Here is a 21,620-nt window from a genome sequence, read left to right on the forward strand (position 1 = left end):
ATATTAAGGAGTTTTAAGCATATGAAAAAGGTACTCCTCGTAAACGGTCCTAACCTAAATCGCCTCGGTGTTCGTGAGGTAAATGTATATGGCAAGGGCACGCTAGCGACACTTGAAGCAGATATGAAGCAAGAAGCAGAAATAATGGGAGTGGAGTTAGAATGTTTCCAATCGAATCATGAAGGTGCGATTATCGATCGTATTCATGAGGCGGAAGATATATATGAAGGGATCATTTTAAATCCTGGAGCATTTACGCATTATAGCTATGCGATTCGAGATGCAATTGCGAGCGTTTCGATTCCTGTTATTGAAGTACATATTTCTAACATTCACCAGCGTGAATCATTCCGTCATGAATCTGTGACGGCGGCTGTTTGTGCGGGACAAATTGTTGGATTTGGTTTTTATGGCTATAAGTTAGCGTTATTTGCATTAATGGAGAAACTGAGGGAGGCATAAAGTAATGGAGAAGATTGAAAAATTAAGAAGTGCATTTGATGAGACTGGTATTGACGGTATTTTGTTAACAAATGAACATAGTCGTAGATATATGGCTAACTTCACAGGAACAGCTGGTGTTGTACTGATTTCGAAAAACCGTGCTCAATTTATTACGGATTTCCGTTACGTAGAGCAGGCTAGTAAACAAGCGGTTGGATACGAGATTGTACAGCATGCAGGATTAATCATTGATGAAGTTGCAAATCAAGTGAAGGAACTAGGAATTCAAAAGCTTGGCTTTGAGCAAGATACTCTTACATATAGTTCTTATTCAGCGCATAAAGAAGCGATCGATGCTGAATTTATCCCAACTTCTGGGCTTGTAGAAAAGTTACGCTTGATAAAGACTGATTCAGAGATTAAGATATTAAAGGAAGCTGCACAGATTGCAGATGCTGCCTTTGAACATATTCTATCATTCATTCGCCCGGGAGTATCTGAAATTGAAGTGTCAAATGAACTTGAATTTTTCATGAGAAAACAAGGAGCAACATCTTCTTCGTTTGATATTATCGTTGCTTCAGGTCTTCGTTCGGCATTACCGCACGGCGTGGCATCTGAAAAAGTGATAGAAACAGGAGATTTCGTTACATTAGACTTCGGCGCTTATTACAAAGGATATTGCTCTGATATTACTCGTACGATTGCAGTTGGTGAACCATCTGATAAATTGAAAGAAATTTATAATATCGTTTTAGAAGCACAACTACGTGGTGTGAACGGTATTAAAGCTGGTTTAAGTGGCCGCGAGGCGGATGCGTTAACGCGCGATTACATAACGGAAAAAGGATACGGTGAATACTTCGGACACTCTACTGGTCATGGAATCGGTCTTGAAATCCATGAAGCACCAGGTTTAGCGTTCCGTTCTGATACAGTACTTGAACCAGGTATGGCTGTAACAGTAGAACCAGGTATTTATATTCCAGGTATTGGCGGCGTACGTATTGAAGATGATATCATTGTAACAAGTGAAGGTAATGAAGTAATTACGAAATCACCAAAAGAACTTATTATTTTGTAATACACAGGAGGATTTTTTTACATGATTTCAGTAAACGATTTTCGTACAGGTTTAACAATTTCAGTGGACAATGCCCTTTGGCAAGTACTTGATTTCCAACACGTAAAGCCAGGTAAAGGTGCTGCATTCGTTCGTTCTAAACTACGTAACATTCGCACAGGTTCTGTTCAAGAGAAAACATTCCGTGCAGGTGAGAAAGTAGAAAAAGCACACATCGAAAACCGTCGTATGCAATACTTATACGCAAGCGGTGAGGCTCACGTATTTATGGATAACGGAACTTATGAGCAAATCGAACTTGGTGAAAACCAAATCGAGCGCGAGCTTAAATTCCTAAAAGAAAACATGGAAGTATCTATTATGACTTACCAAGGCGAAGTACTTGGTGTTGAACTTCCGAACACAGTTGAATTAAAAGTGTCAGAAACAGAGCCTGGTATTAAAGGGGATACAGCTTCTAACGTAACAAAACCAGCTACATTAGAAACTGGTCTTGTTGTACAAGTACCAATCTTCATTAACGAAGGCGAAATGCTTATCATCAACACTGGTGAAGGTAAATACGTTTCTCGTGCATAGTAGAAAAGCACTCGTGATCATCACGAGTGCTTTTTTTATAGAAAATAGGGCAAATAATAAATCGCTGTTATAACAAAACTAACTAAGACAAGTGAAAGGGTACCCATAATATATGGAGTCAAAACAATTTGAAATGGTTTTATCTCGCCAGTCTCAACGCCAGTTAATGTTTTACTTATTGCGTGATCTGTAATGTTGTTTCTATGATTACTCATAATAATGAACCACGTAATTGCAAATATCGCTAAACTACCAAGGAAAAAGGCCTCCATAAATGACCAACCGACCAATAATGAAAAAAGATAAATAAGAGCTAATTCTACTACAATAGTTAAACTAATTTTCAATACCTTCATATTTTCCCCCCTCAATTTCTAATTCCAGCCAATTTAAAAAATTTTCGCGTGATACGACATGCAGTACGCAAGGTGATTTTACTTCTCTCTCTAATGCAGCATGTTCGTCTGGAAATTTATCTTCCACATGCAATGAAATATAAGGTAGTTTCTCTTGTGCTTTTAACGAACGGATATTAGTCGTTTTAGCACCAGCAAATACGTATGTAAGTTGTAAGTCTAAAAAAGCGATTTTTAAAATTTCTTTTTTGGCAGCCTCATTATAGCCTTTTCCCCAGTATGGATAACCAAGCCAACTGCCAATGTGAGATTGCTTTTTCTCATAATTAATATGTTTAAGCGTGGTGAGACCAATTATTTCATTCGCTTCATTTACAATCACTCTCGATAACGATTTCTTTTGGCGTTCTTCTTCTATGGCGAAAAGAAGGAATGCTTTTGTGTCTTCGATTTTTTCTACCTGTATTCCTAATGCATTTTTTATGTGTAGATCACTTGATAGCTCAAAAATCACATTTGCATAGCGTAAATCGAGTGGTACTAAAGTAACGTGCTGCATCGTCTATACCCCTTTTAAATTAAATATACCATAAATTAATGAGAATATTCAGATTTAACAAAGGCGTTAGAGAAAAAATATGTTTTTACTTCTGAAATAGACAACCTCTGCATATGGTTGTACAAATATATTCTTTTTTGGAGTGCAGCACTAGTAACCGTTATGGGAGAAGGTGGGAGAATGAAACAGTGGCTAGCGGCAATGGAAACATCCGTGCTTGTGATGGGATTACTTCGGTTGTTTTCAGGTAGCGCGGAAATATTCGCCGCTTTGCTTATGCTTTATGTGAATGATGCGAAGAAAGCATTGTTTATAAATGGTATGTTGGCGTTTGTTGGACCGACCGTATTAATTTTAACAATGACAATAGGCATAGCGAGTGTGGCAAGTGAGATTTCCTTCTTGAAACTCTTTTTTCTAGCGCTTGGAATTGGCTGCATTTTTATCGCGCTGTTGAAATAGTAAGTCGAGTATAGTGGGGAGAAGCTGATGAAAGAAGTATTAGAAGTTTTACCGAAAACGATGAAGCAGCTAGTGGAAAGTTGTAAGTGGTGCGATGCTCTAGAGGAAATTCGTGTTCGAATTGGAAGACCGCTAGAGTGTATTGCGCATGGAGAAGTGTTTTTTTATGACTATATCGTTACAGCAGAGGATGCAATCTATTTACTAAATAAGTTAAGTCAATTCTCAATTTATACGATGGAAGAGGAATTAAAACGTGGGTATGTGACACTTCGAGGAGGACATAGAATCGGCTTAGCGGGAAAAGTCATTACAGAACAAAGCGCAGTGAAAATGATTCGGGATGTCTCTTCCTTTAATATTCGTATTGCTCGTCAAAAAATAGGAATTGCTGAACCGCTTTTGCCGTATTTGTATAAATCACGCTGGTTAAACACGATGGTAATTGGCCCGCCGCAAACGGGGAAAACAACACTTTTAAGAGATGTAGCACGTTGCATGAGTCAAGGTGTAAGTGCTTCGAAAATTCCTTCTTGTAAAGTGGGGATTGTTGATGAACGGTCAGAAATTGCAGGTTGTGTGAAAGGCATCCCGCAATATGACTTTGGCACACGAGTAGATGTGTTAGACGCATGTCCAAAAGCTGAAGGAATGATGATGATGATTCGTTCTATGAGCCCAGATATATTAATTGTGGATGAAATTGGTCGTAAAGAAGATAGTGAAGCAATTATGGAGGCAGTACATGCGGGGGTTCAGCTTTTTATAAGCGCACATGGATTTTCTTATGATGATGTGGTGAAGCGCCCATCACTAAAGGCAGTGCTAGAGCTCGGCGTATTTGATAGGTTTGTGGAATTGTCAAAAGCAAGAGGGCCAGGAACAGTAATGCAAGTGAAAGATAAAGATGGAAAATCGGTATTACCTCATAGAAAGGTGCAAGGCGTATGGTGAAAATATTTGGTGCAGTGTTAATCGTTGCCGTCAGTACCTTTTTCGGGTTTTCATACGCTAAGAGGTACAGTGAGAGACCGAGGCAACTTAGATTATTGAAAGCGGCACTTCAATCACTAGAAGCAGAAATTATGTACGGGCATACACCTTTATCAGAAGCCGCTGAGCGATTAGTGAAACAAATGCCGAAGCCACTAAATTGGATATTTCAAAGTTTCGCTAGAAGGTTAGAAAGTGGAGAACAAACAGTTAGAGAGGCTTGGATAGATAGTTTGAAAGAAAATTGGAAGCTAACAGCGTTTCAACAAACTGAGTATGAGATTTTGCAACAATTTGGTGAAACGCTTGGACAACATGATCGTGAATCACAACAAAAACATATTCGCTTATGTATTACGCATTTAGAGAGAGAAGAAGAAGAAGCGAAAGCATTACAACTGCAATACGAAAAAATGATTAAGAGCTTAGGGGTACTAGCGGGGCTACTTATCGTAATTTTACTGCTATAGGAGGGAGAAAGGCGATGTCCATTGATGTTGGATTAATATTTCAAATCGCCGGAATCGGCATTGTTTTAGCTTTCATTCATACCGTACTAAAAGAATTAAAGAGAGAGGATATTGCAAATTGGGTTATCCTTGTCGGTTTTGTCGTTATTTTATTTCATGTCGCATTTTTAATTAATACTTTATTCGACAAGATTAAAAGTGTCTTTCTCTTCCAGTAAAGGAGGCGGTTCGCATCGAAATTATACAAATTGTCGGATTAGGCCTCGTTGCTACGTTTTTAGCAGCTGTACTGAATCAGCATAAATCTAGCATTACGTCGTTATTTATTGTGTTCGTAGGTAGCGTGATGTTCCTTCTTTTAATCGATCAAATTCACGCTATTTTACAAATGATTGAGAGAGTAGCGAGTGAAGCAAAAGTTAGCAACGTGTATGTAGAAACGTTGCTAAAAATTATAGGGATTGCTTATATTGCTGAGTTTGGAGCACAAATTACAAAAGATGCAGGGCAAGGTGCAATCGCTTCGAAAATTGAATTAGCTGGAAAGATTCTAATTCTCGTTATGGCGATTCCTATTTTAACGGTTGTAATTGAAACTATTCTCGGATTTTTACCGACGGGATAAGGGGGAGTGAATGTTGAGGGGCTTTGGAGCTAAGCTGCTATTTGCTTGCTTCCTTTTCTTTTCTTTACCGGTTGTTGTACAAGCTTCTCCTGTAGAAACAAACGTCGTTGATCAACAATTGGATAAGCTCGGAATTGAAGATGTGAAGCAATTTTGGGACGGGCTTGTTACAAAATATGGAGGTTATTTACCAGAAAGTCAAAAAGGTAGCTTTATGGAGTTTGTAAAGGGAGAAAAAGAAGTTTCTATAAAAGAGTGGATGCTTGGTTTATTAAAGTATTTATTTCACGAGCTTGTTGCAAATGGGAAGCTACTGGGAACGCTCATTATGCTTACAATTTTCAGTGCATTGTTGCAATCACTGCAATCTGCATTTTCAAAGAGTAGTGTAAGTAAAATTGCCGATGCGGTTGTATATATGGTACTTATTATTTTCGCTTTAAATAGTTTTTATGTCGTTATGACATATGCCAGAGAAACGATACAAACAATGGTGGATTTCATATTAGCGCTATTGCCAATTTTGCTTGCACTCATAGCAACGGGAGGCGGTGTTGTATCTGTAGCGTTTTTTCATCCGATTATCATCTTCTTAATGAACACGAGTGGGCTTTTGATGAATTATATCGTTCTACCACTTTTATTACTTGCAACGATATTAAGTATTGTAAGTACGATGAGTGATCAATATAAAGTTACGAAATTGTCCAAGCTTCTGCAAAACGTTAGTGTTGGGATTATCGGTATTTTTTTAACGATTTTTTTAGGGGTATTATCTGTACAAGGAACAGCGACAGCTGTTGCTGATGGAATCGCTGTGAAAACTGCTAAATTTGTAACAGGGAACTTTATTCCTGTAGTAGGAAGAATGTTTACAGAGGCGGCGGATACTGTTATTAGTGCGTCGGGATTATTAAAAAACACCGTCGGAATTATTGGGCTCGTCATCCTATGTCTAATTGTCGCTTTTCCAGCGATTCAAATCTTTTGTATCGCGTTTATTTATAAATTCGCAGCAGCAGTATTACAGCCAGTTGGCGGCGGAGCAATTATTCAATGTTTAGATATCATTGGACGGAGCATCATTTATGTATTTGCTTGCTTAGCTATCGTATCGTTTATGTTCTTTTTAAGTATCACAATTATTATTGCTGCGGGGAACATTACACTTATGATGCGGTAGGAGGTGAAGGGTATGCAATTTGTTACAGAGTGGATTAGAAATATTATCGTTTTTTTACTCTTAGCGACAATGCTTCATCTTATTCTTCCAAATTCAAATTTGCAAAAGTACGTTAAATTCGTTGTAAGTCTATTATTAGTTGTATTAATCTTAACGCCTCTTTTTAAACTATTGCAAACAGATGTAAATGAAGTAATCGCAAATTTTAATGAAGAGAAGTATGTAGCAGAAGGATCTGTAAAAAATTCAATAGATTCGAAGAAAAAAGAAATACAAGCTCTAACACGTGCATATAGTTTAGAAGAGATGGCTACCAAAATGAAAAAAGAAGTAGGAAAAGAGTTCGAGAAAAAGTATGGTATGACAGTCTCTGAAATACAAATAGTCGCAGCGGAAAGTACAACGGAAGTAAAGTCAGCGAAAGATATTCAATCTGTTGTTGTGACGTTGAAAGAAAAAGAACGTAGTAAAAATGATGCAATCGAAACAGTAAAGCCAGTTGAAATTAACATGAAAGAACCGCCGAAAAAAGTAGAAGAAACGAATGTAGAAATGCAAGACTTCTTTTCAAGCAGGTGGCAACTAGAGAATAAACAAATCCAAGTTCAAATGGAAGGGAGGACAGGTGGAGTAAATGGACAATAAAGATAAAAATTCGAAATTCTCATTTTTTCGAAACTTATTGAATGGGGATGAAAAGGAAAGCAATGAGAAGGGAAAAAAGGTAACACCTAAGTTTTTACTTGTCCTACTCATACTTGGGATTTTGCTTATGTTTTCTAGTAGTTTATTTTCAAGTAAAAAAGAAGAAGTACCTGTATTTAAAGAACAAAAAACGCAAAACCAAGAAAAAGATGTACCAACTTTCGGACAAAAAAGTAACGATAGTATGTCAAATGTAGAAAAGTATGAAAAAGCGTATGAACAAGAATTAAAAGCAGCTTTAGAAGAAATAGCAGGAGTAAAAGATGTAACGATTAAAGTGAATTTGGATTCATCAGAAGAAAAAATATTAGAAAAAAATACAGTGAAACGTTCACAAGCAACAGGTGAAACAGATAAAACAGGCGGTAAGAGGAAAGTAGAAGATGAGTCTCTTGATGAAAAGACCGTCATTATACGTGAAGGGGATAAAGAAACTCCCGTTGTTTTACGAACAGAGAAACCGAAAGTACGAGGTGTTCTTGTCGTAGCAAAAGGAGTGGATAATATACAAGTTAAAGCGATGGTAAAAGAAGCTGTAATACGGCTATTAGATGTACCAGCCCATCGCGTTTCAGTTTCACCGAAAAATTGATAGGGAGGAAATAAAGTGTTAAAAAAACAAACGGTTTGGCTATTAACGATGTTAAGTTTAGTTGTTGTACTATCTGTGTATTACGTAACAACTCCTGACAAAATGAATACAGCATCGCCGGCGACAGGTGAAAAGATTGGACAAGAAAAACAAGGTACTGATAAAGCAGTAACAAACGAAGCACCTAAAGAAACGCCAAAAAAAGAAAATACAAGCAAGGAAACATCAAATAAAGAAACAAATAAAGAAACAGACAAAAAAGAGAGTGCTAACAAAGAAACAAGTAAAAAAGATGCTAACGTAACAGTTCAATCAAGTGATGAAAATTTCACAGCGTTACGTATGCAAATGGAAGATCAGCTAAGTGAACAAAAATCAAGATTACAAGAAGTGATGAATTCAGCAAAATCTTCAGCAACAGAAAAGAGTAAAGCGAAAGATAATTTTGATGCAATTACTACAATGGAAACGAAGCAAGAATTACTTGAGACAGTGATTAAGTCTCAAGGAGGATATAAAGATGCCCTTGTAAGAGCTGATGGAACTGATATTAGAGTAACTGTAAAAGCAGCAAAACATTCACAAAAAGAAGCGAATAAAATTATACAGCTTGTAAGAAGTGAAGGCGGATCAAAAGATGTAGGTGTGAAATTTGATCCACCAACAAAATAAAAACTAATAATCCGCGGGGAAATTCCCCGCGGATTATTAGTTTTTACGAATCGGATTGTTTGAAAATAGTTAATTGATGAAAATAATAATAGAAAAAAGCTATCATTTTCGATAGCTTTTTTCTATTTCGTCTTTGTAGTTGTTTTTACTATGTTCAACTCGGAACGGAGAGATACGTTGTGAGTAAAAGATTAGCGGTTCATGGTAGCGATGGTTACTTTTTCCGGATTTGACGTGGATGAAGAGAACGAATGCCCAGACCATTACGGCAGGTAAGAAGAGAATGAGCCATATCATATGTCCACACCTCGATACGATATATTTTCTACACTTTGAACATACTATTCTTATATGAAGGAATGATGAACGGTGTGTAAACAAAAAAATAATATTTGGTAAAAATATGTTATTGACTATAGATGAGGTGAAGAGTGGAGCGGTAATTATCTGTTTATTGTGTAGCCTTTTGAAAAAGTAAGGAATGTTTTTGAGGAAGTGGTCTTGCCAATTTCATGTGAAACTTGGTATTATTACTAGGTAATAAATTTTTATTGGAATAATATTTTTACAGGAGTTTCGATTTATTATAAAGAAATATAAATTGGAATGTTTAAAAAATTTATCGTAAGATGGAAATAGTAACTATTTCTATTAGGAAATGAAATGCATTTTCTAATAGAGTACATCGTATTTTTACAGTCAATCTAGTTTTAGTGACGAGAATCTGTAAAAACGGGACAAACAAGAGTATGGGAGTGGATTTTACATGTTTAAAATTCAAGAAGTTCGTGAATTAATTAAATTAATTGATAGCTCTAATATTGATGAATTTGAATACAAAAAAGATGGTACGACAATCAAAATGAAAAAGCGTGGTAATGAAGTTGTTGCGGTGCAAGCACCTGTAGCAAAACAAGCCGTGCAACCAGTAGCACCTGTTGAAGTTGAAACAACAGTAGCGGCAGCACAAGTGGAAGTACCAAATCAAGAAGAGAAAAAATCTGTTCAAAATGAGAACCTACATAAAATTACATCACCGATGGTAGGTACATTCTATTCTTCTTCTTCGCCTGATACACCTGCATATGTAAGTGTAGGGGATAGAGTATCGAAAGATTCTATTGTATGTATTGTCGAGGCTATGAAGTTATTTAACGAAATCGATGCTGATGTAGATGGCGAAATTGTTGAGATTCTTGTTAATAATGGACAGCTTGTGGAGTATGGACAACCGCTATTTCTTGTAAAAGCGTAATAAGGGAGTCTTTGTGATGATAAAAAAAGTATTAATAGCCAATCGTGGGGAAATTGCTGTACGAATTATTCGTGCTTGTAAAGAAATGGATATTGAAACAGTCGCAATTTATTCAGAAGCAGATAAAGAGTCACTTCACGTACAAATTGCTGATGAGGCGTATTGTGTAGGACCAACGATTTCGAAAGAAAGTTATTTAAATTTGACGAACATTATTAGTGTTGCGAAGTTAACAGGCTGCGATGCTATTCATCCGGGATACGGATTTTTAGCAGAGAATGCAGATTTTGCAGAGTTATGCCGTGAATGTAACTTAATTTTTATCGGTCCAAGTCCAGAAGCTATTTCAAAGATGGGCACAAAAGACGTTGCTCGTGATACAATGAAAGAAGCAGGGGTTCCGATTGTACCAGGTTCACAAGGGATTATTAAAAATACCGAAGAAGCGATCGAGCTTGCTAATCAAATTGGATATCCAGTTATTATTAAAGCGACAGCAGGTGGCGGCGGAAAAGGTATTCGTGTTGCACGTCATGAAGAAGAGCTTGTAAAAGGAATTCAAATTACACAGCAAGAAGCTAGTACCGCTTTTGGGAACCCTGGTGTATACTTAGAAAAGTACGTTGAAGATTTCCGCCATGTTGAGATTCAAATAATGGCAGATACACATGGGAATGCCATTCATTTAGGAGAGCGTGATTGTACAATTCAGCGCCGCTTGCAAAAACTATTAGAAGAAAGTCCATCACCTGCACTTGATGAAAATGTGCGCAAGCAGATGGGTGAGGCGGCAGTTAAAGCAGCGGTAGCAGTTGATTATACAGGTGCTGGTACGGTTGAGTTTATTTATGAATATAAAACGAAAACCTTTTATTTCATGGAGATGAATACGAGAATTCAAGTTGAGCATCCAGTTACTGAAATGGTAACAGGGATGGATTTAATTAAAGAACAAATTCGTGTTGCTTCTGGAGAAAAGTTATCGTTACAGCAAGAAGAAGTACAATTTAATGGTTGGGCAATGGAATGTCGAATTAATGCGGAAAACCCTGCCAAAAAATTCATGCCATCTCCAGGTAAAGTAGAAATGTACTTGCCACCAGGCGGATTTGGTATTCGCGTCGATTCAGCTGTATATCCGGGATATTCAATCCCACCTTTCTATGATTCGATGGTTGCTAAATTAATTGTTCACGGGAAAACACGTGAAGAGGCAATTGCAAAAATGAAGCGAGCGCTTAGTGAATTTGTCATCGAAGGCGTACATACAACAATCCCGTTCCATTTGCAATTGCTAGATCATCCTGATTTTGTAAAAGGTGAGTTTAATACGAAATTTTTGGAAGAGCATGAACTTGTGACGCAGTGATACATTAAAGGAGGTTTTTTTCATGGCTGAACATATGTTAGATATGGGTCAAGATACAACTCTTGGTAAAGTAGAAATTGCACCAGAAGTAATTGAAGTAATCGCAGGTATTGCAGCTGCTGAGGTAGAAGGTGTAGCGGCAATGCGTGGGAATTTTGCTACAGATGTTGTTGAGAAGTTAGGTAAGAAAAATCATGGTAAAGGTGTAAAGGTTGAATTAGCAAACGAAGATATTATCGTTGACCTTTATGTTGTGATGTATTTTGGCGTAGCGATTCCGGTTGTTGCACAAAAGATTCAAGACAACATTCGCCAAGCACTCTTTACAATGACAGGGCTTGAGCCAAAAGAAGTGAATGTTCACATCGTTGGCGTAACATTCGAAACACAAAAAACAGAAATCGAACCAGTGTAAGAATGAAAAAGGTGCCTAGTAACATAGGCATCTTTTTTATCGTTTCATTTCTTCACAAATAAAAACCCTCTAATTATTATACTATTTCAAAAAATAAGAAATCAAAAAGAAAATGTTTCGTTTTTCCAAAAAACGTACATTGTGATAAGATATGGAACTTGAAGTTAATCTTTTTATTATTTTTCAGCCTTGTAACCCGTGTGTGAAACGATAAATTGTGTTATTATCATTGTATTATAAGGTTGGAAAATCAATGAAAACTGTAAGAGTAAGTGAATTGACGGCTTATAAATTATAATAATATAACAAAGCATAAGGAAAGACTTGAAGCATAAAGGAGAGTTACAATGAAACGTAGGACGGCTAGAGAAAGAGCTATGCAAGCATTATATCAAATGGATATTACAGGTGAATTAGAACCGAAAGTAGCGGTGGAAAACACGCTAGATGAAGGTGAAGAAACAAATGAGTTTCTAGAATCACTTGTAGTAGGTTTTGTAGAAAATAAAGAAGTAATTGATGAAGCGATTCGTCAAAACTTAAAAAAATGGAAGCTTGAGCGTATTAGTATTGTTGATCGCAGTATTTTACGTGTAGCTGTGTATGAAATGAAATACATGGAAGAAATTCCACACAACGTAACAATTAACGAGGCAATTGAAATTGCTAAAACATTTGGGGATGAGGAATCTCGTCGTTTTATTAACGGCGTTTTATCTAATATAAAAGATACACTGTAATTTCTTTAAGGGGGAATCTTAAAATGGTAGCAGTAATCATCAAAGGAAATGAAGTTGCGGAGAAAAAACGAGCACAATTAACAGAAAAAGTTGTGAAGTTGAAAGCGCAAGGGATTGTACCAGGATTAGCAGTTATTCTAGTTGGAGAAGATCCAGCATCTCGTTCTTATGTAAAAGGAAAAGAAAAGGGCTGTGAACAAGTAGGAATCTATTCAGAGCTAATTGAACTTCCTGAAACAATTACTGAGGAGCGTTTGCTTGCTGAAATCGATCGCTTAAATGGCGATGACCGTATTAATGGCATATTAGTGCAATTACCTTTACCAAAACATATTGAAGAAAAAGCTATCATTGAAAGAATTTCACCAGAAAAAGATGTAGATGGATTTCACCCAATCAGCGTGGGACGTATGATGACGGGACAAGATACATTCCTTCCATGTACACCGCACGGTATTGTAGAATTAGTAAAAGAAACAAATCTTGATATCTCGGGAAAACATGCTGTAGTAATTGGAAGAAGTAATATTGTCGGCAAGCCAGTGGGGCAATTGTTCTTAAATGAAAATGCAACTGTCACATATTGTCATTCTAAAACGCAAAATATGAAAGAGTTAACGAAGTTAGCTGATATTTTAATCGTAGCTGTTGGACGACCTAAAATGGTAACAGCTGATTATATTAAAGAAGGAGCGGTTGTAATCGACGTTGGTGTAAACCGTTTAGAAACAGGTAAACTTTGTGGTGATGTTGACTTTGACAACGTGTTAGATGTTGCAGGTTACATTACACCTGTACCAAAGGGTGTTGGTCCAATGACGATCACAATGCTTCTTCATAATACTGTTGAATCTGCTAAACGTGCAGGTGTCGTTTGTAAATAATTTGAGTCGGCTATGAGGAGAGAGAAATGGAGAAACAATATTTAACCGTTACAGCGTTAACACGCTATATAAAAACAAAAATAGAATATGATCCGCATTTACAGTCTGTTTGGTTAAAAGGTGAAATTTCCAACTTTAAAAATCATAGTCGTGGCCACATGTACTTTACATTGAAAGATGAAAATGCAAGAATCGCAACGGTTATGTTTGCGGGTCATAATCGTAATATTAAATTCAGACCTGAAAATGGGATGAAGGTACTTGTGAAAGGGAAAATTTCCGTTTACGAGGCGAGTGGTTCTTATCAAATTTATATTCAAGATATGCAGCCTGATGGAGTCGGAAACCTGCATTTAGCTTACGAACAATTAAAGGTTCGTTTAGAGGAAGAAGGTTTGTTTTCTCAAGTTTATAAAAAAACAATTCCTCCTTATGCTAAAACAATAGGTGTGATTACGTCGCCAACAGGGGCAGCGATTCGTGATGTTATAACAACGATTAAACGTCGTTATCCAATTGGAAATGTTATTGTGTTTCCGGTACTTGTACAGGGGGAGTCAGCAGCTCCCTCAATTGTACAAGCGATTCGTACAGCGAATGCAATGGGAGAGATAGATGTCCTAATCGTTGGGCGCGGGGGAGGCTCTATTGAAGAATTATGGGCTTTCAATGAAGAAATGGTAGCAAGGGCAATCTTTAAGAGTGACATCCCTATTATTTCGGCAGTAGGACATGAAACGGACTTTACAATTGCGGATTTTGTTGCCGATTTACGTGCGCCAACACCGACTGCAGCAGCTGAGCTGGCAGCGCCTAACATTATAGAGTTACAAGAAAAGGTATTACAAAGAACTCTAAGATTGCAAAGAGCAATGAGAGAGTTAGTACATAAAAAAGAAGAAAAACTACAAGTATTGCAAAAATCTTATGCGTTCCGTTATCCAAGACAAGTATATGAGCAAAAAGAAGAGCAATTAGATAGAGCGTTAGAACAGCTTGTGTTAGCGAAAGAGCGCTATATTGATAAAAAGGTAAATCAGTTAAAACAGCTTTCATTCTATTTAGAGAAGCACCACCCATCTCAAAAAATTATGCAAACGAAGGTAGCAGTTGAAACATTGCAAAAGCAATTGCAACGTGAAATGCAAACATTACTTCAAACGAAAGAATTTGCCTTTGTAAGAGCTGCTCAAAAACTTGAAGCGTTAAGTCCGCTTAAAGTAATGATGAGAGGGTACGGGCTTGTATATGATGAAGAGAAGCAAGTGTTAAAAAGTGTGAAAGATGTCAGCCTTGGAGATGCTGTTTCAGTTCAATTACAAGATGGAATACTAGATTGTAGCGTATCAGGCATAGAGGAGCGTGAATTGAATAATGGAAAATAAATTAAGTTTTGAAGAGGCAATTTCGCAACTTGAGCATCTCGTTTCTAAGCTAGAACAAGGTGACGTACCTTTAGAAGAAGCAATCTCTTATTTTAAAGAGGGTATGGAATTATCTAAGCTTTGTGATGAGAAGTTGAAGAACGTACAAGAACAAATGGCAGTTATTCTTGGGGAAGATGGAGAGCTTGAACCGTTTACTGCTTTAGGAGATGAAGCATAGTGACTGTTGCTTTTGATACTTTTTTGAAAGAAAGTAAAACTTTCGTAGAAGAGAAGCTTGTAAGCTATGCAAATGAATTACAATGTCCAAATGTACTTCGTGAAGCGATGGCATATTCTTTGGAAGCGGGTGGGAAGCGTCTCCGCCCGTTACTTTTATTTGCAACATTACAAGCGTTTGGTAAAGAAAAAAATCTTGGAGTAGGTGCAGCTTGTGCTCTTGAAATGATACATACATACTCGTTAGTTCATGATGATTTACCTTGTATGGATGATGATGATTTAAGAAGAGGGAAGCCCACAAATCATAAAGTATTTGGTGAAGCGATGGCAGTTTTAGCAGGCGATGGTTTGTTGACGTATGCTTTTCAAGTTATTATGGCATATGAACAAAAGGAAATTACTGCTGAGAAAAAAGTAAGACTTGTACTTGAGCTTGCAAAAGCGGCAGGGCCAGAAGGAATGGTTGGCGGACAAGTGGCGGATATGGAAGCTGAAGGAAAACAGCTTACGATTGATGAGTTGGAGTATATTCATAAGCATAAGACTGGGAAACTACTTGAATTCGCTGTACTTGCAGGATCGATACTTTCAGATGCCACAGAAGAACAAGAAGAAAAGTTACTTGCGTTTGCAAAATATATCGGTCTAGCGTTCCAAATTCGAGATGATATTTTAGATGTGGAAGGAACCGAAGAAGAGATCGGAAAACCGATTGGTAGTGATGTTTCCAACGAAAAGAGCACATATACGACGTTATTTACTGTAGATAGAGCAAAGGATATTTTAGAAGAAACAATTGCAAAGGCAAAAGATGCTATTGGTTCCTTGCAATTACAAGATGAATATTTACTATCTATTTGCGATTTGATTGCAAAACGTAATAACTAATATAACAGCGTTTCCATTTGTTGAGTCATTCATCATTTTATGATATAAATGTAGGAAAAGGTTTTTCTTTTCTTGTTATTGGCAAAAATATATGTAGATTACATTGCCGTTATCACTTCGTGTTAGCGGCTATTTTTTTCATCGCCTAAAGAAATATGGTTTATAATAGGATTAGGGCGCAATAGACTGGTTAATAGCAGGACAAGGCGAAAAATAAAAAAGAGAATTTCTTGTTTTGTGTAAATGTTTTTTATAATATTTGACATGTTGACAGATTATGAAATGAAAGTGAGTGATCCATGTGGATCTAACGCAAATTCAAAACCCTAGTTTTTTGAAAGATATGTCTATCAGTGAACTAGAGGGATTGAGTGAGGATATTCGTAAGTTTTTAATTGAAGAGCTCTCTCAAACAGGTGGACATATTGCACCTAATTTAGGTGTAGTAGAACTCACAATTGCTCTGCATAAATTATTTGATAGCCCGAATGATAAATTTTTATGGGACGTAGGACATCAATCCTATGTACATAAAATTTTAACAGGACGTGCAAAAGAATTCGGTACATTAAGGCAATATCAAGGTTTATGTGGTTTCCCAAAACGTTGCGAGAGTGAGCACGATGTATGGGAAACTGGCCATAGCTCGACATCATTATCTGCTGCAATGGGAATGGCTCTAGCACGTGATTTAAAGAAAACGAAAGAATATGTTATACCAATCATTGGAGATGGTGCTTTAACAGGCGGAATGGCTTTAGAGGCATTGAACCATATTGGACATGAAAAAACAGACATGATTGTTATTTTGAATGATAATGAAATGTCAATTGCGCCAAACGTTGGCGCGCTTCATAATGTGCTTGGACGTCTACGTACCGCAGGAAAATACCATTGGGTAAAAGACGAACTAGAGTATATATTGAAGAAAATCCCAGCAGTCGGTGGGAAAGTTGCTGCAACAGCAGAGAAAATAAAAGATAGTCTTAAATATTTACTAGTATCCGGTGTCTTTTTCGAAGAGTTAGGCTTTACATATTTGGGTCCAGTTGATGGGCACGATTATGAAAAGTTATTCGAAACGTTGCAATATGCAAAGAAAACAAAAGGCCCAGTGCTTGTTCATGTTATTACGAAAAAAGGAAAAGGTTATAAACCAGCTGAGAGTGATGTTATTGGAACTTGGCATGGAACAGGACCTTATAAAATTGAATCAGGTGACTTCGTTAAACCGAAAGAAGTTGCACCAGCGTGGAGTGCTGTTGTTAGTGATACAGTACTTAAGCTAGCGAGAACGGATGAGCGTATCGTTGCAATTACACCTGCAATGCCTGTTGGATCGAAACTTGAGAAATTCCAAAAAGAATTCCCGGATCGTATGATTGATGTAGGTATTGCAGAACAGCATGCTACAACAATGGCAGCGGGTATGGCAACACAAGGTATGAAGCCATTCCTTGCAATTTATTCAACATTTTTACAAAGAGCATATGACCAAGTTGTTCATGATATATGCCGCCAAAATTTAAATGTCTTCATCGGAATCGATCGCTCCGGATTAGTAGGAGCAGATGGTGAAACGCATCAAGGTGTATTTGACATCTCATTCTTACGCCACTTGCCGAATATGGTAATTATGATGCCAAAAGATGAAAATGAAGGGCAACATTTAGTATATACGGCGATGCAATATGAAGATGGACCAATCGCATTACGTTATGCGCGCGGTAATGGACTTGGTGTTCCTATGGATGAGGAATTAAAGGCGATTCCAATCGGTTCATGGGAAACGTTAAAAGAAGGTACACAAGCGGCTATTTTAACATTTGGTACGACAATACCAATGGCAATGGAAGCAGCTGAGCGTCTTGAAAAGGCTGGAGTTTCAGTGAAAGTAGTGAATGCTCGCTTTATTAAACCGATGGATGAAGCATATTTACATGATCTCTTAGGGAAAAATATACCGATTTTAACGATTGAAGAAGCGTGCTTGATCGGTGGTTTTGGAACGGGAGTAGTTGAATTTGCGTCTGAGAACGGGTACCATAGTGCGTTAATTGAACGAATGGGTATTCCAGATCGTTTCATAGAGCACGGTAGTGTAACAAAATTATTAGAAGAAATCGGTTTAACGACAGATGCTGTTGTAGACCGTATTCATACAATGATTCCATCAAAACAAAAAAGGGCGTAACAAATGAGTGCAAAAAAAGAAAGAGTAGATGTACTATTAGTAGAGCGAGGAATTATAGAAACACGTGAGAAAGCAAAACGCGCCATTATGGCCGGACTTGTATATGCGAATGAGATGAGACTTGATAAGCCAGGAGAGAAAATCCCACAAGATACAGAGATTACGGTGAAGGGACAAGTTATGCCGTATGTAAGCCGTGGTGGTTATAAACTCGAAAAGGCACTAGAGACATTTCATCTTGATTTACAAGATAAAGTTATGATAGATATTGGTTCATCAACTGGTGGCTTTACAGATTGTGCGCTTCAAAATGGAGCGAAATTATCTTATGCATTAGATGTAGGGTACAATCAACTTGCATGGAAATTGCGTCAAGATGAGCGTGTTGTTGTAATGGAACGAACAAACTTCCGTTACGTGACACCAGCAGACTTAGAGCGTGGTTTACCGCAATTTGCGAGTATCGATGTTTCATTTATATCATTAAAGCTTATATTGCCAGTTTTAAAAACAATGCTTATGCCGAATGGGGATGTAGCAGCGTTAATTAAACCTCAGTTTGAAGCTGGAAGAGAGCAAGTTGGGAAAAAAGGTATCGTTCGTGATCGAAAAGTACATGAAGCTGTCGTGGAAATGATTGTCGATTTTGCTGTAAAAGAAGGATACGATGTAGAAGGTTTAACATTCTCACCAATTACGGGCGGGGATGGTAATATTGAATTTTTAATTCATCTGAAATGGCATGGTGAACGTGAGAATGGCGAAAATCATTCTCCAGTTTCTGTTGAGCAAGTAGTTACAGAGGCGCATGATGTCCTAAAACAAAAAGGTAAAGGGGAATAACATATGTTGTTCCTCTTTTTGTTGTAATTGTATAATGATTGTAAAAACAATTGTGTACAAGTAACGAATTATAAGTTAACATAAATAAGTGAAGTATACCAATGTTTAAACTATGGTAAGAGATAGTGTGAGGTGCAAATGTATGAATAAAGGTCAGCGCCATATTAAAATCAGGGAAATTATTGCGAACAAAGAAATTGAAACACAAGATGAATTAGTTGATATTTTACGTAATGAGGGATTTAATGTAACGCAAGCAACAGTATCGCGCGATATTAAAGAATTGCACTTAGTGAAAGTGCCATTACATGATGGTCGCTATAAATATAGCTTGCCAGCAGATCAACGATTTAACCCGTTACAAAAATTAAAACGAAATCTAGTGGATTCATTTGTAAAATTAGACACGGCAGGACATATGCTTGTGCTAAAAACATTGCCTGGTAACGCTCATTCACTTGGAGCACTTATTGATCATTTAGAGTGGGATGAGATCATCGGAACCATCTGTGGTGATGACACTTGCTTAATTATTTGCCGTACACCTGAAGATACAGGTGTTGTCTCTGATCGTTTCTTAAATATGTTGTAACAAAAAAATCTTGTTTGCTTTCCTCTGTAAAGTGGAAAGTGAACAGGATATTTTTATTGGTTAAAAATGTGGATTTTTAATTGTAATATAATATTTTCTTTGAATAAAATTAGAAAATAGGTGGATTGACCCGTAAAACAAATGTTTGGTACAATGGAGCGGTTAGAAAAGTAATTTATACATACAAACATATAGTATAACTATTTGAATAAAGAACTGAAAAAAGCCCTTAATAGGGGATTAGTTTATAACGAGGTGAATGGAGCATTGTTATCGGAATTATCGATTAGAAACTTTGCTATTATTGAGGCATTAAATATTTCTTTTCAAAAAGGATTAACGGTTTTAAGTGGTGAAACAGGGGCCGGAAAATCGATTATTATTGATGCGATTAGTTTGCTTGTAGGTGGCCGTGGTTCAGCAGAATTTGTTCGATATGGAACAGAAAAAGCTGAGATCGAGGGGCTATTTTATGTAGAAGATGATAAGCATCCATGTATTGAAAAGGCAGAAGAGTTGGATATAGAAATAGAAGACGGCATGATTATTTTGAAGCGTGATATCGCTGCAAACGGAAAGAGTGTATGTCGTGTAAATGGGAAACTGGTTACCCTTAGTATATTAAAAGAAATTGGAAAAACACTTGTTGATATTCATGGGCAGCACGAAACACAAGATTTAATGAATGAAGAGCGTCATCTATTTATGCTCGATCATTTTGATGGAGAGCGTATTGTTAAACAATTGGATAGATACCAAAACGTATACGCTGACTATGAGAAGTTAAAAAAACAGTTAAAATCGTTAAGTGAAAATGAACAACAAATGGCGCATCGCTTAGATTTAATTCAATTCCAGCATGAAGAAATCCGTAAGGCGGATTTAAAGATGGATGAAGAAAATGAATTAACTGAAGAACGATTGCAAATTTCTAATTTCGAAAAAATTTACAAAGCATTAGGTGATGCATATCGCTCGTTAAGCGCTGACGGACAAGGATTAGATAATGTACGAAGCGCAATGGGACAAATGGAGAGTATTACACATTTAGATGAAGTGTATCAAGAGAATCATGATTCAATTGCAAATAGTTATTACTTATTAGAAGAAGTTGCGTATCAACTGAGAGAAAAGCTCGATATGATGGAATATGATCCGAATCGTTTAGACGAGATTGAAACGCGTTTAAATGAAATTCGTATGCTAAAGAGAAAATATGGAAATACTGTAGAAGAGATTTTAGCGTATGCTGATAAAATTGAACAAGAAATTTTTACGATTGAAAATAAAGACGTTCATATTGAAACGACGAAGAAGCAGTTAAAGGAATTAGAAAGTGTCATTCTGAAAGAAGCAACGTTGTTAAGTAATATGCGTCATGAGCTTGCAGAACATCTTACAAATGCTATTCATCAGGAATTAAAAGAATTATATATGGAAAAAACAAAATTTGAAGTGAGAATCATGAAGAGAGAAGGAAATGCTGAAGAGCCTCTTGTGGAGGGGGCCCCGGTAAGACTTACGTCGGATGGCTACGATCATGTGGAATTTTATATTTCAACAAATCCAGGTGAGCCGCTAAAACCACTTTCAAAGGTCGCTTCTGGCGGAGAGTTATCTCGTATTATTTTAGCTTTAAAAAGCATTTTTTCTAAGCATCAAGGTGTTGCATCTGTTATTTTTGATGAGGTGGATACAGGTGTAAGTGGTCGAGTTGCACAGGCTATTGCAGAAAAAATTTATCGAGTATCGGTAAACTCGCAAGTACTTTGTATTACGCACTTACCTCAAGTAGCTTCAATGGCGGATTCACATTTATTTATTCGAAAACAGGTAGCGAATGATCGAACAATTACGTCAGTTACCGTTTTAACTATGGAGGATAAAGTAACAGAAATAGCTCGAATGATTTCTGGTGTGGAAATTACAGATTTAACGACAGAACATGCGAAAGAATTACTTACGCAAGCGCATCATTTTAAACAGACAGCAGAGGCTATCCAGTAATGGATAGCTTTTTTTCTCAAATAATGATTACTTAATTCTTCCGGTTATAAATAAAGCACTGCAAGGAGAGATTAAAAAGTGAGGCCAAGAGGCTGAATGTGG

At 37.0% G+C, this 21,620-nt stretch carries 27 protein-coding genes; 24 read left to right on the top strand and 3 right to left on the bottom strand.

Annotated elements, in window-relative coordinates; translation table 11 throughout:
• Positions 1 to 21 precede the first annotated feature (21 nt).
• Genes aroQ through efp form a run of 3 tightly spaced genes read left to right on the top strand, consistent with a single transcriptional unit; the run spans position 22 to position 2,107 of the window.
• On the top strand, positions 22 to 462 hold the full coding sequence (aroQ, locus tag QCI44_RS06460; protein ID WP_353811039.1) for a type II 3-dehydroquinate dehydratase: 441 nt from the start codon (positions 22 to 24) through the stop codon (positions 460 to 462).
• 4 nt (positions 463 to 466) lie between these two features.
• A complete protein-coding gene (gene pepQ, locus QCI44_RS06465) occupies positions 467 to 1,528 on the top strand; it encodes a Xaa-Pro dipeptidase (protein WP_016135328.1) in 1,062 nt (353 codons plus the stop codon).
• Positions 1,529 to 1,549: 21 nt separating this feature from the next.
• Positions 1,550 to 2,107, top strand: a complete 558-nt coding sequence (gene efp, locus QCI44_RS06470; RefSeq protein ID WP_016086314.1) for an elongation factor P — start codon at positions 1,550 to 1,552, stop codon at positions 2,105 to 2,107.
• Between the two features lie 35 nt (positions 2,108 to 2,142).
• Here the strand turns inward: efp and QCI44_RS06475 are convergent, their stop codons facing one another.
• Positions 2,143 to 2,463 carry a hypothetical protein gene (locus QCI44_RS06475; RefSeq protein ID WP_016086315.1) on the bottom strand — a complete coding sequence of 107 codons (321 nt, stop codon included), beginning with the start codon at positions 2,461 to 2,463 and terminating at the stop codon, positions 2,143 to 2,145.
• Complete coding sequence (locus QCI44_RS06480) at positions 2,444 to 3,022, bottom strand: GNAT family N-acetyltransferase (RefSeq protein WP_353811040.1); 579 nt, start codon at positions 3,020 to 3,022, stop codon at positions 2,444 to 2,446. The genes QCI44_RS06475 and QCI44_RS06480 overlap by 20 nt, the downstream gene beginning before the upstream one ends.
• A 180-nt stretch (positions 3,023 to 3,202) precedes the next feature.
• Here QCI44_RS06480 and QCI44_RS06485 point away from each other — a divergent pair, with 180 nt between their 5' ends.
• The 9 genes from QCI44_RS06485 to QCI44_RS06525 are packed head-to-tail and all read left to right on the top strand — an operon-like array spanning position 3,203 to position 8,724.
• Positions 3,203 to 3,484 (top strand): YqhV family protein, encoded by a 282-nt coding sequence (locus tag QCI44_RS06485; RefSeq protein WP_000816054.1) that lies wholly within the window; start codon positions 3,203 to 3,205, stop codon positions 3,482 to 3,484.
• Positions 3,485 to 3,511: 27 nt separating this feature from the next.
• Positions 3,512 to 4,438, top strand: a complete 927-nt coding sequence (gene spoIIIAA, locus QCI44_RS06490; RefSeq protein ID WP_353811041.1) for a stage III sporulation protein AA — start codon at positions 3,512 to 3,514, stop codon at positions 4,436 to 4,438.
• Positions 4,432 to 4,947 carry a stage III sporulation protein SpoIIIAB gene (gene spoIIIAB, locus QCI44_RS06495; protein WP_016086319.1) on the top strand — a complete coding sequence of 172 codons (516 nt, stop codon included), beginning with the start codon at positions 4,432 to 4,434 and terminating at the stop codon, positions 4,945 to 4,947. Before spoIIIAA ends, spoIIIAB begins: the two co-directional genes overlap by 7 nt.
• Positions 4,948 to 4,961: 14 nt before the next feature.
• Positions 4,962 to 5,165 carry a stage III sporulation protein AC gene (gene spoIIIAC / locus QCI44_RS06500; RefSeq protein WP_000020914.1) on the top strand — a complete coding sequence of 68 codons (204 nt, stop codon included), beginning with the start codon at positions 4,962 to 4,964 and terminating at the stop codon, positions 5,163 to 5,165.
• A 23-nt stretch (positions 5,166 to 5,188) separates the two neighbouring features.
• Positions 5,189 to 5,572, top strand: coding sequence for a stage III sporulation protein AD (gene spoIIIAD, locus QCI44_RS06505; RefSeq protein WP_077317075.1), 384 nt, complete (start codon positions 5,189 to 5,191; stop codon positions 5,570 to 5,572).
• 10 nt (positions 5,573 to 5,582) lie between these two features.
• The gene (gene spoIIIAE / locus QCI44_RS06510) at positions 5,583 to 6,755 is read left to right on the top strand and encodes a stage III sporulation protein AE (RefSeq protein WP_016086320.1); all 1,173 of its coding nucleotides are present in this window, start codon (positions 5,583 to 5,585) and stop codon (positions 6,753 to 6,755) included.
• Between the two features lie 12 nt (positions 6,756 to 6,767).
• Complete coding sequence (gene spoIIIAF / locus QCI44_RS06515; RefSeq protein WP_016086321.1) at positions 6,768 to 7,400, top strand: stage III sporulation protein AF; 633 nt, start codon at positions 6,768 to 6,770, stop codon at positions 7,398 to 7,400.
• Positions 7,390 to 8,052, top strand: a complete 663-nt coding sequence (gene spoIIIAG / locus QCI44_RS06520) for a stage III sporulation protein AG (protein ID WP_353811042.1) — start codon at positions 7,390 to 7,392, stop codon at positions 8,050 to 8,052. Before spoIIIAF ends, spoIIIAG begins: the two co-directional genes overlap by 11 nt.
• 15 nt (positions 8,053 to 8,067) lie before the next feature.
• A complete protein-coding gene (locus QCI44_RS06525; RefSeq protein ID WP_016086323.1) occupies positions 8,068 to 8,724 on the top strand; it encodes a SpoIIIAH-like family protein in 657 nt (218 codons plus the stop codon).
• A gap of 102 nt (positions 8,725 to 8,826) precedes the next feature.
• Here the strand turns inward: QCI44_RS06525 and QCI44_RS06530 are convergent, their stop codons facing one another.
• Positions 8,827 to 9,021 carry a hypothetical protein gene (locus tag QCI44_RS06530; RefSeq protein WP_061658350.1) on the bottom strand — a complete coding sequence of 65 codons (195 nt, stop codon included), beginning with the start codon at positions 9,019 to 9,021 and terminating at the stop codon, positions 8,827 to 8,829.
• Between the two features lie 469 nt (positions 9,022 to 9,490).
• On the opposite strand from QCI44_RS06530, the gene accB reads away from it, so the two are divergent.
• The 12 genes from accB to recN all read left to right on the top strand — a co-directional run bounded on the left by accB (position 9,491) and on the right by recN (position 21,518).
• Positions 9,491 to 9,979: an acetyl-CoA carboxylase biotin carboxyl carrier protein gene (gene accB, locus QCI44_RS06535; RefSeq protein WP_016086324.1), complete on the top strand. Its 489-nt coding sequence runs from the start codon at positions 9,491 to 9,493 to the stop codon at positions 9,977 to 9,979.
• A 16-nt stretch (positions 9,980 to 9,995) separates the two neighbouring features.
• Positions 9,996 to 11,348, top strand: a complete 1,353-nt coding sequence (accC, locus tag QCI44_RS06540; RefSeq protein WP_016086325.1) for an acetyl-CoA carboxylase biotin carboxylase subunit — start codon at positions 9,996 to 9,998, stop codon at positions 11,346 to 11,348.
• A gap of 22 nt (positions 11,349 to 11,370) precedes the next feature.
• Positions 11,371 to 11,763: an Asp23/Gls24 family envelope stress response protein gene (locus tag QCI44_RS06545; protein ID WP_000807630.1), complete on the top strand. Its 393-nt coding sequence runs from the start codon at positions 11,371 to 11,373 to the stop codon at positions 11,761 to 11,763.
• A 347-nt stretch (positions 11,764 to 12,110) separates the two neighbouring features.
• The gene (nusB, locus tag QCI44_RS06550; RefSeq protein ID WP_000830249.1) at positions 12,111 to 12,503 is read left to right on the top strand and encodes a N utilization substance protein NusB; all 393 of its coding nucleotides are present in this window, start codon (positions 12,111 to 12,113) and stop codon (positions 12,501 to 12,503) included.
• A gap of 23 nt (positions 12,504 to 12,526) precedes the next feature.
• The gene (folD, locus tag QCI44_RS06555; protein WP_353811043.1) at positions 12,527 to 13,387 is read left to right on the top strand and encodes a bifunctional methylenetetrahydrofolate dehydrogenase/methenyltetrahydrofolate cyclohydrolase FolD; all 861 of its coding nucleotides are present in this window, start codon (positions 12,527 to 12,529) and stop codon (positions 13,385 to 13,387) included.
• 26 nt (positions 13,388 to 13,413) lie between these two features.
• The gene (gene xseA / locus QCI44_RS06560) at positions 13,414 to 14,772 is read left to right on the top strand and encodes an exodeoxyribonuclease VII large subunit (RefSeq protein WP_016086327.1); all 1,359 of its coding nucleotides are present in this window, start codon (positions 13,414 to 13,416) and stop codon (positions 14,770 to 14,772) included.
• A complete protein-coding gene (gene xseB / locus QCI44_RS06565) occupies positions 14,762 to 14,992 on the top strand; it encodes an exodeoxyribonuclease VII small subunit (protein ID WP_000428423.1) in 231 nt (76 codons plus the stop codon). Before xseA ends, xseB begins: the two co-directional genes overlap by 11 nt.
• Positions 14,992 to 15,882: a (2E,6E)-farnesyl diphosphate synthase gene (gene ispA / locus QCI44_RS06570; protein WP_016086328.1), complete on the top strand. Its 891-nt coding sequence runs from the start codon at positions 14,992 to 14,994 to the stop codon at positions 15,880 to 15,882. Before xseB ends, ispA begins: the two co-directional genes overlap by 1 nt.
• Positions 15,883 to 16,183: 301 nt before the next feature.
• Positions 16,184 to 18,076, top strand: a complete 1,893-nt coding sequence (dxs, locus tag QCI44_RS06575) for a 1-deoxy-D-xylulose-5-phosphate synthase (RefSeq protein ID WP_016135327.1) — start codon at positions 16,184 to 16,186, stop codon at positions 18,074 to 18,076.
• A 3-nt stretch (positions 18,077 to 18,079) separates the two neighbouring features.
• Complete coding sequence (locus QCI44_RS06580) at positions 18,080 to 18,919, top strand: TlyA family RNA methyltransferase (protein ID WP_016086330.1); 840 nt, start codon at positions 18,080 to 18,082, stop codon at positions 18,917 to 18,919.
• Positions 18,920 to 19,061: 142 nt separating this feature from the next.
• Positions 19,062 to 19,511, top strand: coding sequence for an arginine repressor ArgR (gene argR, locus QCI44_RS06585; protein WP_001032581.1), 450 nt, complete (start codon positions 19,062 to 19,064; stop codon positions 19,509 to 19,511).
• Positions 19,512 to 19,778: 267 nt separating this feature from the next.
• A complete protein-coding gene (gene recN / locus QCI44_RS06590) occupies positions 19,779 to 21,518 on the top strand; it encodes a DNA repair protein RecN (protein ID WP_016086331.1) in 1,740 nt (579 codons plus the stop codon).
• Positions 21,519 to 21,620: the final 102 nt, after the last annotated feature.

It is taken from the genome of Bacillus cereus group sp. RP37, assembly GCF_040459695.1.
Taxonomy (GTDB): Bacteria; Bacillota; Bacilli; order Bacillales; family Bacillaceae_G; genus Bacillus_A.

Bases quoted from the DNA above. Each gene is read 5' to 3' on its own strand.
- aroQ (WP_353811039.1), top strand. From the start codon at position 22: ATGAAAAAGGTACTCCTCGTAAACGGTCCTAACCTAAATCGCCTCGGT.
- pepQ (WP_016135328.1), top strand. From the start codon at position 467: ATGGAGAAGATTGAAAAATTAAGAAGTGCATTTGATGAGACTGGTATT.
- efp (WP_016086314.1), top strand. From the start codon at position 1,550: ATGATTTCAGTAAACGATTTTCGTACAGGTTTAACAATTTCAGTGGAC.
- QCI44_RS06475 (WP_016086315.1), bottom strand. From the start codon at position 2,463: ATGAAGGTATTGAAAATTAGTTTAACTATTGTAGTAGAATTAGCTCTT.
- QCI44_RS06480 (WP_353811040.1), bottom strand. From the start codon at position 3,022: ATGCAGCACGTTACTTTAGTACCACTCGATTTACGCTATGCAAATGTG.
- QCI44_RS06485 (WP_000816054.1), top strand. From the start codon at position 3,203: ATGAAACAGTGGCTAGCGGCAATGGAAACATCCGTGCTTGTGATGGGA.
- spoIIIAA (WP_353811041.1), top strand. From the start codon at position 3,512: ATGAAAGAAGTATTAGAAGTTTTACCGAAAACGATGAAGCAGCTAGTG.
- spoIIIAB (WP_016086319.1), top strand. From the start codon at position 4,432: ATGGTGAAAATATTTGGTGCAGTGTTAATCGTTGCCGTCAGTACCTTT.
- spoIIIAC (WP_000020914.1), top strand. From the start codon at position 4,962: ATGTCCATTGATGTTGGATTAATATTTCAAATCGCCGGAATCGGCATT.
- spoIIIAE (WP_016086320.1), top strand. From the start codon at position 5,583: ATGTTGAGGGGCTTTGGAGCTAAGCTGCTATTTGCTTGCTTCCTTTTC.
- spoIIIAF (WP_016086321.1), top strand. From the start codon at position 6,768: ATGCAATTTGTTACAGAGTGGATTAGAAATATTATCGTTTTTTTACTC.
- spoIIIAG (WP_353811042.1), top strand. From the start codon at position 7,390: ATGGACAATAAAGATAAAAATTCGAAATTCTCATTTTTTCGAAACTTA.
- QCI44_RS06530 (WP_061658350.1), bottom strand. From the start codon at position 9,021: ATGATATGGCTCATTCTCTTCTTACCTGCCGTAATGGTCTGGGCATTC.
- accB (WP_016086324.1), top strand. From the start codon at position 9,491: ATGTTTAAAATTCAAGAAGTTCGTGAATTAATTAAATTAATTGATAGC.
- accC (WP_016086325.1), top strand. From the start codon at position 9,996: ATGATAAAAAAAGTATTAATAGCCAATCGTGGGGAAATTGCTGTACGA.
- QCI44_RS06545 (WP_000807630.1), top strand. From the start codon at position 11,371: ATGGCTGAACATATGTTAGATATGGGTCAAGATACAACTCTTGGTAAA.
- nusB (WP_000830249.1), top strand. From the start codon at position 12,111: ATGAAACGTAGGACGGCTAGAGAAAGAGCTATGCAAGCATTATATCAA.
- folD (WP_353811043.1), top strand. From the start codon at position 12,527: ATGGTAGCAGTAATCATCAAAGGAAATGAAGTTGCGGAGAAAAAACGA.
- xseA (WP_016086327.1), top strand. From the start codon at position 13,414: ATGGAGAAACAATATTTAACCGTTACAGCGTTAACACGCTATATAAAA.
- xseB (WP_000428423.1), top strand. From the start codon at position 14,762: ATGGAAAATAAATTAAGTTTTGAAGAGGCAATTTCGCAACTTGAGCAT.
- QCI44_RS06580 (WP_016086330.1), top strand. From the start codon at position 18,080: ATGAGTGCAAAAAAAGAAAGAGTAGATGTACTATTAGTAGAGCGAGGA.
- argR (WP_001032581.1), top strand. From the start codon at position 19,062: ATGAATAAAGGTCAGCGCCATATTAAAATCAGGGAAATTATTGCGAAC.